Annotated in this window: 16 protein-coding genes; 14 read left to right on the top strand and 2 right to left on the bottom strand. The window is 60.6% G+C overall.

Going from position 1 to position 12,828, the window contains the following annotated elements; all coding sequences use genetic code 11:
• The first annotated feature begins 3 nt into the window (after positions 1 to 3).
• The 5 genes from motD to msub_RS05505 all read left to right on the top strand — a co-directional run bounded on the left by motD (position 4) and on the right by msub_RS05505 (position 3,701).
• A complete protein-coding gene (gene motD / locus msub_RS05525) occupies positions 4 to 786 on the top strand; it encodes a flagellar motor protein MotD (RefSeq protein WP_048495089.1) in 783 nt (260 codons plus the stop codon).
• Between the two features lie 226 nt (positions 787 to 1,012).
• Complete coding sequence (locus msub_RS05520) at positions 1,013 to 1,810, top strand: ParA family protein (RefSeq protein WP_048496986.1); 798 nt, start codon at positions 1,013 to 1,015, stop codon at positions 1,808 to 1,810.
• A complete protein-coding gene (locus tag msub_RS05515; RefSeq protein WP_048495088.1) occupies positions 1,803 to 2,618 on the top strand; it encodes a chemotaxis protein CheW in 816 nt (271 codons plus the stop codon). Before msub_RS05520 ends, msub_RS05515 begins: the two co-directional genes overlap by 8 nt.
• Before the next feature lie 134 nt (positions 2,619 to 2,752).
• Positions 2,753 to 3,241 carry a chemotaxis protein CheW gene (locus tag msub_RS05510; RefSeq protein ID WP_048495087.1) on the top strand — a complete coding sequence of 163 codons (489 nt, stop codon included), beginning with the start codon at positions 2,753 to 2,755 and terminating at the stop codon, positions 3,239 to 3,241.
• Between the two features lie 67 nt (positions 3,242 to 3,308).
• Complete coding sequence (locus msub_RS05505) at positions 3,309 to 3,701, top strand: DUF2802 domain-containing protein (RefSeq protein ID WP_048495086.1); 393 nt, start codon at positions 3,309 to 3,311, stop codon at positions 3,699 to 3,701.
• Positions 3,702 to 3,748: 47 nt separating this feature from the next.
• On the opposite strand, the gene msub_RS05500 is transcribed toward msub_RS05505, so the two are convergent.
• Both msub_RS05500 and fliK read right to left on the bottom strand, forming a co-directional pair.
• Positions 3,749 to 4,054, bottom strand: a complete 306-nt coding sequence (locus msub_RS05500) for an EscU/YscU/HrcU family type III secretion system export apparatus switch protein (protein ID WP_048495085.1) — start codon at positions 4,052 to 4,054, stop codon at positions 3,749 to 3,751.
• A complete protein-coding gene (gene fliK, locus msub_RS05495) occupies positions 4,051 to 5,406 on the bottom strand; it encodes a flagellar hook-length control protein FliK (protein ID WP_048496985.1) in 1,356 nt (451 codons plus the stop codon). The genes msub_RS05500 and fliK overlap by 4 nt, the downstream gene beginning before the upstream one ends.
• A gap of 158 nt (positions 5,407 to 5,564) precedes the next feature.
• On the opposite strand from fliK, the gene ccmA reads away from it, so the two are divergent.
• The 9 genes from ccmA (at position 5,565) to ccmI (ending at position 12,812) form a co-directional block, all read left to right on the top strand.
• Complete coding sequence (gene ccmA / locus msub_RS05490) at positions 5,565 to 6,203, top strand: cytochrome c biogenesis heme-transporting ATPase CcmA (RefSeq protein ID WP_048495084.1); 639 nt, start codon at positions 5,565 to 5,567, stop codon at positions 6,201 to 6,203.
• The gene (gene ccmB / locus msub_RS05485; protein ID WP_048495083.1) at positions 6,193 to 6,918 is read left to right on the top strand and encodes a heme exporter protein CcmB; all 726 of its coding nucleotides are present in this window, start codon (positions 6,193 to 6,195) and stop codon (positions 6,916 to 6,918) included. The genes ccmA and ccmB overlap by 11 nt, the downstream gene beginning before the upstream one ends.
• 31 nt (positions 6,919 to 6,949) lie before the next feature.
• Entirely contained in the window at positions 6,950 to 7,693 is a 744-nt protein-coding gene (gene ccmC / locus msub_RS05480; protein ID WP_048495082.1) for a heme ABC transporter permease CcmC, read from the top strand.
• A 3-nt stretch (positions 7,694 to 7,696) separates the two neighbouring features.
• Positions 7,697 to 7,936, top strand: coding sequence for a heme exporter protein CcmD (gene ccmD / locus msub_RS05475; RefSeq protein ID WP_048495081.1), 240 nt, complete (start codon positions 7,697 to 7,699; stop codon positions 7,934 to 7,936).
• A gap of 14 nt (positions 7,937 to 7,950) precedes the next feature.
• Positions 7,951 to 8,421 carry a cytochrome c maturation protein CcmE gene (gene ccmE, locus msub_RS05470; protein WP_048495080.1) on the top strand — a complete coding sequence of 157 codons (471 nt, stop codon included), beginning with the start codon at positions 7,951 to 7,953 and terminating at the stop codon, positions 8,419 to 8,421.
• Positions 8,422 to 8,458: 37 nt separating this feature from the next.
• On the top strand, positions 8,459 to 10,465 hold the full coding sequence (locus tag msub_RS05465) for a heme lyase CcmF/NrfE family subunit (protein WP_048495079.1): 2,007 nt from the start codon (positions 8,459 to 8,461) through the stop codon (positions 10,463 to 10,465).
• On the top strand, positions 10,462 to 10,998 hold the full coding sequence (locus msub_RS05460; protein WP_048495078.1) for a DsbE family thiol:disulfide interchange protein: 537 nt from the start codon (positions 10,462 to 10,464) through the stop codon (positions 10,996 to 10,998). The genes msub_RS05465 and msub_RS05460 overlap by 4 nt, the downstream gene beginning before the upstream one ends.
• On the top strand, positions 10,998 to 11,477 hold the full coding sequence (locus tag msub_RS05455) for a cytochrome c-type biogenesis protein (protein ID WP_048495077.1): 480 nt from the start codon (positions 10,998 to 11,000) through the stop codon (positions 11,475 to 11,477). The genes msub_RS05460 and msub_RS05455 overlap by 1 nt, the downstream gene beginning before the upstream one ends.
• Positions 11,478 to 11,543: 66 nt before the next feature.
• A complete protein-coding gene (gene ccmI, locus msub_RS05450; RefSeq protein WP_048495076.1) occupies positions 11,544 to 12,812 on the top strand; it encodes a c-type cytochrome biogenesis protein CcmI in 1,269 nt (422 codons plus the stop codon).
• Positions 12,813 to 12,828: the final 16 nt, after the last annotated feature.

Genomic DNA, 12,828 nt, shown 5'->3' with positions numbered 1-12,828 from the left:
TGTATGCGCCGACGTAGGCAACCCCGGGATGAGCTGCATAACAAGGAGCGTTGGCTGATTTCCTATGCTGATTTCATCACCTTGCTGTTTGCTTTTTTTGTGGTGATGTACTCGGTGTCGTCCGTGAACGAAGGCAAGTACAAGGTACTGTCGGAAACCCTGACTGGCGTGTTCAATGCGCCCCAGCGATCCCTCCAGCCCATCGAAGTGGGTGACCAGCCCCAAAGATCCCTCAATGCACCCGCCGAAAGCGTGATACCCCCGGCGGTCACCGACGCCCCCCAAAACCCCCGGATGGATGCCCAGGCCCGCACCGAGGCCCTGCGTGCCATGGCGGACCAGTTGACCATGGAGTTTGATGAGCTGATCAACCAGGGCGTGGTCACGCTGGAAACCAGTGACCAGTGGCTGGAGCTGAACCTGCCCAGCAGTCTGCTGTTCGGCAGCGGTGATGCCGAACCCCACTACGATGCCTTCGAGGTGGTCGAGAAAATTGCCACCGTATTGAGAAACCGCGACAACGCCGTGCGTGTTGAAGGGTTCACCGATAATCAACCCATCAGTACCTCCCGGTTCCCGTCCAACTGGGAACTGTCCGCTGCCCGGGCCTCGGCTGTTGTCCGGATGCTGGTGATGGAAGGCATTGAGCCCGAGCGACTGGCAGCAATTGGCTATGGCCAGTACCAGCCGGTTGCCCGGAACGACACGGAAGAGGGCCGGCGCAGGAACCGACGGGTAGTGTTGCTGATTTCCCGTGACGCCAGCATCCGGGGCGCCATGCGATAGTACCTGGTGCCTCGCAAATTACCGCTCGATCATGACGCTCCTCGGCAGATGCGTATGGTTCCGTTGGCACGGTTCCTGTATTAATTCCCGGCAACAATAGGCGACGGCAAAGGCTTGCCGGAAATCCCCGGGTGAACGGTTCAAGTTGCCCCGGGACCTGCCGATAACCGGAATTGTGGGCCGTTTTAGTCTGGCCCCGTCAAAGCGTTCTCTGGAGAATCAAAGCGTGCGAATCTGGGCAGTAGCCAATCAGAAAGGTGGTGTCGGAAAAACCACATCCGTTGTTGCGCTGGGCGGCTTGCTCGCTGAGCGTGGCAAGCGCGTACTTGTGGTCGATCTGGACCCCCATGGCTCGCTGACCAGCTGGTTCGGCTATGACCCGGACACTATCGCCCACAGCGTGTTCGATCTGTTCCAGCACCAGGGCAAGGTGCCTGACGGACTGCCAGCCCAGTTAATTACCGAAACCAGTTGCCGGGGCCTTTCGCTGCTGCCGGCCAGTGCGGCACTGGCAACCCTGGAGCGCCGGATGATTGGCGTGGAGGGCATGGGCCTGATTGTCTCCCGGGCGCTCACCCAGCTCTGGGATGACTTCGATTACGTACTTCTGGATAACACGCCATCCCTGGGTGTGCTGATGGTCAATGCCCTGGCCGCCGCCCAGCACCTTATTATCCCGGTGCAGACCGAGTTTCTTGCCATCAAGGGCCTGGAGCGCATGCTTCACACTCTCAAAATGATCATGCGCTCCCAAAAAAACGAGCTGGCCTACACCATTGTGCCAACGCTCTATGACCGGCGAACCCAGGCGTCGGTGAAAAGTCTCAATCTGCTGCGCAAAACCTACCGGGAATCCCTGTGGCAGTTTGCCATCCCCGTGGATACCAAATTCCGGGATGCCAGCCAGGCCGGTGTGATTCCGTCGGCGGTTGATGCTGAAACCCATGGTGTCCGGGCCTACAGCCACCTGTTGGATGACCTGATGGCTCGTGTGGGTTCCGGGAAGGAGCGTCGCCATGGCTGACGGGAAATTGACAAGGCTCGCAGGCCCGGACGCCGCCATTGCCAGTTATCTTGACGAACTGCTGCACACCGCAACCGATTCGGCATTGCAGGAGGAGACCGAGGCACCCGCGCCGGCCAAACCGGTTCATAATGAGCTTCGCGCTGAGCCCCGGCCCCGCCCCGCGCCGCTGAAAACCGCCGAAAAACCGGCAGCCCGGCAGGAGACGCCCAAACCCTTGGGAGAAACGCCGGCCGTGACTGTGCGGCCAGTGGTTCGCCAGGCTCCGGTGACCGTCGTGCCGGAGCCGGAAGCGATTGCAACGCCTGAGCCTGAGCCGGAACCAGCCGCGCCGCCGTCGCGTCCGGAGTGGTCGGAGCAGCCCTTCGAGTGCCTTATTTTTACCGTTGCAGGCCTGCAATTGGCGGTTCCGCTGATCCTGCTGGGCGCGATCCATCGAATCGAGGAAGAAATCCGGCCAATTCCCGGCAGCCCACGCTGGTACATGGGCATCCGGCCCGACCGGGATCAGAATCTCCGGGTGGTGGATTCCGCGGAATGGATCATGGCGGGGCGGGTGCCGCCGGATGCGCGGGACAACTACCGGTTTGTGATCCGGCTGGATAACAGTGACTGGGGGCTGGCCTGCGATGATGTTGCCCAGTCGTTTACCCTCAAGCCGGATGAGGTGCGGTGGCGGACTGCCCGCAGCAAGCGGCCCTGGCTGGCGGGTACGGTGATTGATCAGATGTGCGCGCTGATTGATGTACGCACCATGGCAGACCTGCTGGTGCGTGCCGAGCGGGAGCATCATCTCGACCTGAGCTGACGCAAATAACGGTTACTGAATGAAACCGAGCCGTGCTGGCACGGTTTGTGCCCTTAACTATAGTATTGGGCACTGACGCTAATTTTTTGACGATCAGGTTGCCCGCCGGGCAGCCCAAGAGGAGAAACATCGCTATGGCAGCCCCGAGCGGACAAACCAATCAGACCCAGGACAATCAGGTACTGCAGTACGTGACCTTCCGGCTGGATGACGAAACTTACGGTCTGGATGTCATGCAGATCCAGGAAGTGCTGAGATACACCGAGATTGCTCCGGTACCCGGCGCGCCGGATTACGTGCTCGGTATTATCAACCTTCGGGGTAACGTGGTCACGGTGATCGACACCCGCCGGCGCTTCGGCCTTGCGGATGCGGAAGTGACCGACGCAACCCGGATTGTGGTGATGGAATCTGAAAACCAGGTGATGGGTATCCTGGTGGATTCCGTGGCCGAGGTGGTGTACCTGAAGGCCAGTGAAATTGAAACCGCACCGAACGTGGGTAACGAGGAAAGTGCCAAGTTTATCCAGGGCGTGTGCAACAAGGATGGCGAACTGATCATACTGGTCGAGTTCGACAAGATGCTGTCAGACCACGAGTGGGCTGAAATCGCGGCACTGTAATCCGGGGTAACCCGTTACAGGCCGGATGATGGATGCCTTCCGTGGCAATTAACGGGAGACATCCGTCATGTTTGCAGAAATTCCTTCCTACCTTCCCTGGGCGCTGACCGTGGTTGCCCTGTCTCTGGTGCTGGTCCAGGGGCTGCTTCTGGGGCGCCAGGTGCGCAGTCTGAAAGCCTCCCTGAAAGAACGCTGCGACATTCTGGGGCGGGAATTGCACGCCACCACCAGTGGTAGCATGGGTGTCGGGCAGCGTCTGGTGGCCTGCGAGCGTCAGCTCCACGAACTGCGCAACACCATGGACGAGATGCGCCAGAACGATCCGTTGCGAATTTCCTACGATGAAGCCTCAAGACTGGTTGATCTCGGTGCCGATATCGACGACCTGATGAATACCTGCGGGATTTCCCGCCCTGAAGCGGAGCTGGTATCAGCGCTTCGGAAGCGCCAGGCTGCCTGAGGTCCCGGGCTGCTCAATGTCTCCTGGTGTGACGTTCACCGATCCCTTCAGGGATCCTCCGGGCCGGGTCTCCGGTCCTCCGGGGTCAGCCCCCGAATATGGAAGGCAAAGGCCAGTATTTCGGCGATGACCCGGTACAGCGATTCGGGGATTTGCTCGTTCAGGGAGAGCCGGGCCAGAATGCTTGCCAGTTCGGCGTTTTCATACAGCGGAACCTCATGCTCCCGGGCAATGCGGATGATTTCTTCCGCCAGCTCGTGAGTGCCGGTTGCGCTGATGGTGGGGGCCTTGTCGCCATCGTATTTGAGTGCGACGGCAGCCCTGGTGTCGTGATGGCCTGCGTCTGATCTCATGCCCGGGTATCCACCAGTCTGTGTTCAAGCCGGGTAACGCTGGCCCGGGGTGTGCCGCGCCGGCATTCCAGATCGGTTACCTCCAGCCCGATGTCGGTCAGGCTCTGCCGCAGCGCGGGCAACTCCTCGTTGACCTGTCGCAAGGTCGCCTGCTTTTCGGCCCAGACCCGGGCACTGACAGCCTGCTGCCGCAAGGCGACATCGAAGTGCAGAGGCCCGGCCTCATCCAGGTCCATGGTCAGCGAAAGCCGCCACTCGGTTGTTGTTTGCCCCGGGGCCTTCCGGTCTGCCTGGCTGTCCTGCGGATACTGTTCAATGCGCACCTGTGCCAGCCTTGGCTCGTTCTGGGGGGTCAGCCAGGGCAGGTCCAGCAGCAGGGTAGAGGCGGGCGCAGCGGCATCACCGCCGCCCCGGGCGGTCAGCACCTGGCTGTGCAACTGGTTCACGGTAATCCGATTGAGCATGCCGGCCAGCAGGCGGAGCATCTGTCCGACACTGGGTGGCTCACCGTCTCCGGGCGCCTGGGGCGTTGCCAGTGGCTGCGGGAATTGCAGGGGCGCCTGCATCAACTCGGGGGTTGATATGGGCGTCAGCCGGTTGAACTGATCCGGCGTACTGCCCTGCTGCGCCAGCAATGCGGTGATCACCCGGCCGAGGGCCAGTTTCAGATCGGGGAGGTGAGCGGAGGGCGCCTGGGTCAGGCGGGATTCCGCAAACAGGCCGCTTTCGGCAAGCCACTGGCGCACCTGTTGCGGAGTCGCCGGCTCTGTGGTCGCGCCAGCACCGGGTGCCGGGCGGCTTCCCGACGGAAGCCTCGCCACCAGTTGCTCAATGGTCTGCCGCGCCGCTTCCGGAAGAGGTTGAGTCTGCCGCGCTGACGGTAACTGCCCGGGCAGGGGGTCCTGCTTCAGGCCCTGGGTCAGTGCGCCCATAAGCTTTGCCAGCCCGGTATCCAGGGTTTGCTGCCAGGGCAGTCGCTGGGCCAGGGCACGGGCAATGCCGGCTTCCGGGGCCGGCGCAAGCTTGCCCATCAGTTGTAGCTCATTGCCAGCCCGCATCACCTTGACCCAGTCACCGGGCGAGAGCTCGGTGTTTCCGATCGCCGCCTGAACCAGGAGCGATTTTCCGCGAATATCCAGCAAGACATCGGCATTTCCTCCCGGCCTGTTCATGATCTCGGCGACCCTCGCCAGGGTGGTTGCCCGGTTTGCCAACTGGAGTTGGTCCAGCAGTTGTCGGGCAGAGCTGGCACCGGGCTCCCGGCCGGCCTCAAGGGCGGCGGTTGGCCCCGGCTTCTGGGATGCCGGCTGGGCAGGAGGCGTAGGAGGCTGTTGTCCGCTGGGTAGTTTCATCGCCACTGATTTGATGTTGGACAAGAGTAATCGGCAAGCGCTTTCGTTATAATACGCCGCGCCGGCCGGCCATGGGTGAGTATTTGCGCACAAGCCGGCCAAGTCACGAATGCACCCGATGCCGCACACCCGCGCATCGTCCTGGTTACGGGGCCCTGATGTCTGAGCCGCTATTACAGGCTGTCGATCTGCAGTGCGAACGGGACGAACGGATTCTGTTCCGCGACCTGTCGTTCTCCATACTGCCCGGTACGATTACCCGTGTCGAGGGCCCCAACGGCTCTGGCAAGACCACATTGCTGCGAATGCTGGCGGGCCTGAACGATGCCTGGTCCGGTGAACTTCTGTGGTGTGGCCAGCCAAGGTCCGGCCGGCGTGAAGAATTTCTGAGAAACACCCTGTATCTGGGCCATCGGCCAGGTATCAAGCCGTTGCTGACACCTGTGGAAAACCTCCGGGCGCTAACCGCCGGCCGCCGCCCGGTTCCCGAAGCGGTTCTGCGCCAGGCCCTTGAAGGCACCGGGCTGGCAGGGTTCCAGAATGTGCCCTGCCGGAATCTGTCGGCGGGCCAGCAACGGCGGGTAGCCCTCGCCAGGCTGCTGATCGCCGATGAGCCCCTGTGGCTGCTGGACGAGATCTTCACTGCGATTGATGCCGACGGTGTCGGCGCCATTGAACATCTCCTTGGCCAGCGCGCTGCCGAGGGTGGTGCCGTGGTTGTGACCACCCACCACGATCTGAGGATGCCGGGCATGCAGCGTATTACTCTGGGCGGAGGATTATCTGATGAATGCTGATGTCCGCCCCGTTCTGGGATTGAGGGACGATACAGTAGGCGCCCTGGCAGCTATGCGAGGCGTCTTTGCCCGTGATTTGAAGGTGGCCTTCCGCCAACGACAGGATCTGCTCAATCCGCTGTTGTTCTTTGTTATGGTTGTCACCCTCTTCCCCCTTGGAGTTAGCCCGGAAGTGGCATTTCTAAGGGAGGCGGGGGCAGGTATCCTGTGGGTTGCAGCGCTGCTTTCGGTGTTGCTGTCACTGGATCATCTGTTCCGGCACGATTTTGATGACGGCACCCTCGAACAACTGGTGCTCCAGCCCCAGCCTCTTTTCCTGCTGGTGCTGGCGAAAACCCTGGCGCACTGGGTGTTAACGGGGCTGCCACTGGTGATACTGACACCGGTTCTGGGCGTGATGGTGCATCTTGACGGGAACTCCATTGGAGTTTTGTGTCTAACGCTGCTGATCGGTACACCGGTGCTGAGCCTGATTGGTTCGATTGGTGCAGCCCTGACCCTCGGGTTACGTTCGGCAGGAGTGCTCTTGTCCCTGTTGATCATTCCGCTGTACATTCCCGTACTGATTTTTGGTACGGGAACCGTGGCGGCCGCTACAGACGGTGCCGAAGTCGGTGCTTATGTAGCCCTGATGGGGGCATTTCTGGTGCTGGCGCTGACCCTGGCGCCGTTTGCATCGGCCGCAGCGCTACGTATCAGCCTGTCTAACGGCTAAAACAAGGTAACGGTAAGACGGTGACTATCTGATGTGGCAATTTTTTCACAAGCTGGGCTCTCCCAGGTGGTTCTTCGGGATTGCCAACCGGCTTATGCCCTGGTTGCTGGCGGCGGGTTTGCTGCTGTTGATGGCAGGCATTGTCTGGGGGCTTGCGTTCGCACCCAAAGACTACCTCCAGGGCAACAGTTACCGGATTATTTTTATCCACGTGCCCACGGCTTTCATTGCCCAGTCGATCTACGTCATGATGGCCGTCGCGGCGGTGGTGACCCTGGTCTGGCGCATGAAGCTGGCAGATGTTTTTGTCAAAGCCGTGGCGCCCGTTGGTCTGGTACTCACGTTTCTCGCGCTGTTTACCGGAGCTGTCTGGGGTAAGCCTACCTGGGGAACCTGGTGGATATGGGACGCCCGGCTGACCTCCATGCTGATTTTGCTGTTCCTTTATGGCGGCGTCATCGCCCTGGACCGGGCGATCAATGATGAAAAGTCGGCGGCACGCGCGGTGGCGGTGCTGGTTCTGGTCGGGGTGGTGAATATCCCGATTATCAAGTATTCGGTGGAGTGGTGGAATACCCTGCACCAGCCGGCCACCTTCAAGCTGACGGAAAAGCCCACCATGCCAGCGGAAATGTGGGTTCCGTTGCTGCTTTCGGTGCTTGGGCTGTACCTGGTGTTTGGTTGGCTGGCCTGCCTGCGGATGCAAACGGAAATCCTGTTCCGTGAGCAGCGAACCCGCTGGGTAAAAGACTTTGTCATGGCCGGGAGGGGCTGAAGCATGGCGTTCGATTCCTTTTCGGCATTTCTGGTGATGGAAGGCCACGGGCCGTATGTCTGGGCCAGTTACGGCGCTTTTTTCCTGCTGATGATCGCGATGATGGTCTGGTCGGTACGTCGCCGCAGGGCAGTGATTGAGTCCTGCCGGCGGGGTTACGAGTTTCAGGCCGGCAGACGCGAACAGCAGGCTGCCCATGGTGCTGCGGCGTCCTTCACCCGTGTAAACGTTTCCCAAGACTGAATGGCAGGTAGCTGATGCACCCGATCCGAAAAAAACGACTGACGATTGTCCTGTTCCTGCTGGTGGGGCTGGGCATCGCTGTAGCGCTGACAACCTACGCCTTGCGCCAGAATATCAACCTGTTCTACGACCCCACCCAGATTTCCACCGGTAAAGCCCCGGTGGACGTCAGAATCCGGGCGGGTGGCATGGTTGAGGAGGGGTCGGTTGTGCGGGATCCGGACAGTCTCAAGGTTCAGTTCCGGGTGACTGATTTCAATGCCTCGGTCCCCGTTGAATACACGGGGATTCTTCCCGACCTGTTCGCTGAGGGGCAGGGCGTGGTTGCCATGGGGCGCCTGAACAGCAATGGTCGCTTCGTGGCCGATGAAGTGCTGGCCAAGCACGATGAGAATTACATGCCGCCGGAAGTGGCTGATGCGCTGAAAAAGGCTTCGAAAGTCTCTGACAAGGCCAGCGGCAGCGCCGACACAGTTACCTACTAAACGTTTCAACTAATCGCCTGGTTTCTGGAGGGCTTCGATGTATCCCGAACTCGGACAGCTTGCACTGATCCTCGCGCTGTTGTTGGCAGTGCTCCTTTCCGTAGTGCCCCTGGCAGGGTCCCTGACCGGTCGGGACAACCTCCAGGCCTTTGCCAGGCCACTGGCTGCCGGACAGTTCGTGTTCGTTGGTCTTGCCTTTGCCATCCTGGCCCACGCCTTTGTCACCGATGACTTCTCGGTTGCCTATGTTGCCAACAACAGCAACAGCATGCTGCCCTGGTACTTCAAGTTCAGTGCCGTCTGGGGTGGCCATGAGGGCTCCCTGCTGCTCTGGATACTGATGCTCTCCGGCTGGACGCTGGCGGTGGCGATCTTCAGCCGTCGACTGCCCTCGGTGATGATTTCACAAGTGCTTTCAGTGCTGGGTATGGTCAGTGTCGGGTTCCTGCTGTTCATCGTGGTCACCTCGAACCCGTTTGATCGCCTGTTGCCCAATGTGCCCGCAGACGGCGCGGATCTGAACCCGTTGTTGCAGGACCTCGGCCTGATCATTCATCCACCCATGCTCTATATGGGGTATGTTGGGTTCGCCGTCGCCTTTGCCTTTGCAATCGCTGCCTTGATCAACGGTCGCCTGGATGCCGCCTGGGCGCGCTGGTCCCGACCCTGGACGACCGTGGCGTGGGCCTTCCTCTCCCTGGGTATCGCCCTGGGTAGCTGGTGGGCCTATTACGAGCTAGGCTGGGGCGGCTGGTGGTTCTGGGATCCGGTGGAGAACGCCTCCCTGTTGCCCTGGTTGGCCGGTACTGCGCTCATGCACTCTCTGGCGGTGACCGAAAAGCGTGGTGTGTTCAAGAGCTGGACCGTGCTGCTGGCGATCGTTACCTTCTCACTCAGCCTGCTGGGTACCTTCCTGGTCCGCTCCGGGGTGCTGACCTCGGTTCATGCCTTTGCCTCCGATCCGGAGCGGGGCGCCTTCCTGCTGGGCCTGCTGGCATTCACGATCATTGCCAGTCTTGCGCTCTATGCCTTCCGGGCGCCGGTGGTTCACGTCCGGTCCCGCTACGGGTCACTGTCCCGTGAAATCTTCCTGCTTCTCAATAATGTCCTGCTGGTGTCCGCCACCCTGCTGGTTGCCATTGGCACGCTTTACCCCCTGGTTCTGGATTATCTGGAAATGGGCCGGCTGTCTATCGGTCAGCCATTCTTCAACCTCACGTTCAGCCCGCTGGCGGTGGCAGCAGGCCTGTTGATGGGGGCGGGTATTTTCTCGCGCTGGAAGAAAACCGACGGTGGCTGGCTTGGGCGCAAGCTGTTGTGGCCGTTGGCGGTCAGTCTTGTCGCCAGCACAGCGGTGATCATCGGTTACGGGAGCTTCAAGCCCTGGGCGTTTCTCGGGCTGTTCACGGCCATCTGGGTTACCGTTGCCACCTTCTGGGATCTCTGGGACAAATCGTCGTCCAGGAACGGGCGCATTCATGGCCTCAAGCGGCAGTCCCGCAGCTATTACGGAATGGTGCTCGGCCATCTGGGCCTGGCAATAACCATGGCCGGGGCCACGGTGGTTTCCAATTACGGCATTGAGCGGGACGTGCGCATGGTGCCGGGCGATGTCGCCACGGTCGGAGAATACCAGTTTGTGTTCAAGAACATGGGCGAGCGTCGCGGGGCCAACTATACCGCCCAATACGGCAGCTTTGATGTCCTGCTGGATGGCGAACGTATTTCCGAGCTGCACCCGGAAAAGCGCCAGTATTCCGTTGGCATGAGTGTCATGACCGAAGCGGATATCGATGCCGGACTGTTCCGGGATATCTTTGTCGCGATAGGCGAGCGCATCTCGGATGATGCCTGGGCCATCCGCCTGCAATACAAACCGCTGATTCGCTGGCTGTGGCTGGGCGCGATATTCATGGCCGCCGGTGGCTTCCTGGCCATTTCGGACCGTCGTTACCGGATCCGCGAACGGGCAGAAGGCAAAGCCCATACCGGTGCCGCTGTGACGGACACAGGTTCCGCCCGTTCCGCAGGGGCCGTGTCATGAAGCGATTCCTGCTCTTTCTTCCCCTGCTCATTGCGGTTGTGATCGGCGTAGTGCTGTTTGCCGGAATTGGAAGGGATCCCACCAAACTGGAGTCGGCACTGGTTGGTAAACCGGTGCCTGAGTTCAGCCTGCAGGATCTGCATAATGCCGATGTCACGCTTGATCAGAGCCTGTTTCGCGGCCAGGTGACCCTGCTGAACGTGTGGGGTACCTGGTGCCCGTCCTGCCGGGCGGAACACGATGACCTCATGTGGCTTGCGGAAGAAAAAGGCATGCCCATCATCGGGCTCAACTACAAGGACAATCGTGATGATGCCCTGGTCTGGCTCGACGACCTGGGCAACCCTTACCAGAAAACCATATACGACCCCAAGGGAACCCTGGGCTTTGATCTGGGTGTTTACGGTGCACCGGAAACGTTCGTCATCGATGCCGATGGCACCGTTCGCTACCGCCATGTCGGCGTGATCAATGAGTCTGTCTGGGAGCAGAAACTCTTGCCGGTCATCAACGAAGTCCGGGGTAATGGCTGATGATCCGGATTGTGTGTTTTGCCCTTGCTGTCCTGATTTCCGCTCCTGCGATGGCAGAAGTGGCGGATGTTTATGACTTCGATACCATGGCCCAGCAGCAGCGTTACCAGAACCTGACTGCCGAACTGCGCTGCCCGAAGTGCCAGAACCAGAACATTGCCGATTCCAACTCTCCCATCGCCGCGGATATGCGGGAAGAGGTCTACCGGATGATGAAAGACGGGGCCAGTGATGAGGCCATTGTCGAGTCACTGGTGGCCCGGTTTGGTGAGTTTGTCCGCTATAAACCGGAATTCGAAAGCCGGACCATTCTGCTCTGGGCGACACCGGCCATCGCCGTACTGGTGGGGCTGCTGGTGGTTGTCGGCGTGGTGAGACGCTCGCGTCGGGCCGGAACCGATGCCCCGGCGCTGAGCGAGGAAGAAAAGGCCCGCGCGGATAGAATGCTGGCGGGGCAGCACCAGGATACACCGTCCTGACCCTGTTACCGGCCCCGAGGTTCACGCCACCATCCCTTTTAATTCTGAATCTGTGACTGGAACTCCATGACTCAAACATTCTGGATTGCCGCAACGGTACTGATCATTCTTGCCCTGGCGTTTGTGCTTTACCCGGTCTTTTTTCACCGGGCGGGCGCCAGGAAACAGGCAGACCTGAAAAACCAGAACCTGCTCGCTTACCGCTCCAGAATGCAGGAACTCGACAGCGAGTACGAGGCCGGCGTTCTGGACGAAGAAAACTACCGCCAACTGAAAGACGAGCTGGCCGGCGCCATGCTGGATGATGTGCCGGAAAACGAACAGCTGAAGCCCGTGATCAAGGGGCGGAGGAGTGCCATGGCGGTTGGCCTGGTGGCTATTCTTCTGGTTCCAGCGGCGACGTTCTTTCTGTATCAGCAGTGGGGCGCGATGGACCAGGTTGAGCAGTTCATCACCATGCAGAAGATGGACGCCACCGATGCCTCAAGGCGGGCGCAGATGACCGAGCTTGCCGGCCAGCTGCGCGAGCGTCTTGAGGCCAGCCCTGACAACCCGGACGGCTGGGCCATGCTCGGCCGCACCTACATGCGCCTGGAACGCTATGTTGATGCCGCCTGGGCATTTCGCCAACTGGCGGCCAGTGTCTCCGGGGACAAGCGCGCAGAGTCCGTTGCCTATGGCCTGGCGGCCCAGGCACTGTTCTTTGACAGCAAGGGTGCCATGACGGAAGAAGTCACGGCGGCCATCGAACAGGCTCGCAAGCTGAACCCCGATGAGGTGAATGCCCTTGGCTTGCTTGGTATCAACGCGTTCAGCCAGCAGAACTATCACAAGGCCATCGACTACTGGGAACGGATTGTGGCTGTGGCGCCGGACCACCCCCAGATTGCCGCCATTCGTGGCGGAATCCGTGAAGCCTACACTCGGCTGGGCGAAGAACCACCTGAACTGGCTGCGCAACCCGGGGCCGGTGGCGCCGGAGTCAGTGTCCGGGTAACCCTTGCCGAGGCCTTCCGGGATCAGGTGCCGGCCGATACCACACTGTTTGTATTTGCGCGCCAGGCTGGTGCCCGGCAGGGGCCGCCGCTGGCTGTGGCAAGACTGACCGCGGCTCAGTTGCCCGCAGAAATACGCCTGGATGACAGCAAATCCATGTCGCCCCGGGCAAGGATCTCAAGCGCCGAAGAGGTCGTCATCACAGCGCGGCTGACCCGGTCTGGCAGTGTCAGTGCCCAACCGGGAGACTGGCAGGGCGGCACCGATGAGCCAGTGGCCGTGGGCAAAAGTCAGGGCGAGCCGGTCGCCATCGTGATCGACCAGCAACTGACCAACTGAACGGAGGCGTTAGCCG

Source organism: Marinobacter subterrani (assembly GCF_001045555.1).
Lineage (GTDB): Bacteria > Pseudomonadota > Gammaproteobacteria > Pseudomonadales > Oleiphilaceae > Marinobacter > Marinobacter subterrani.
The sequence above is the reverse complement of the archived record's forward strand: the minus strand, read 5'-3'. Positions and strand labels throughout refer to the sequence as shown.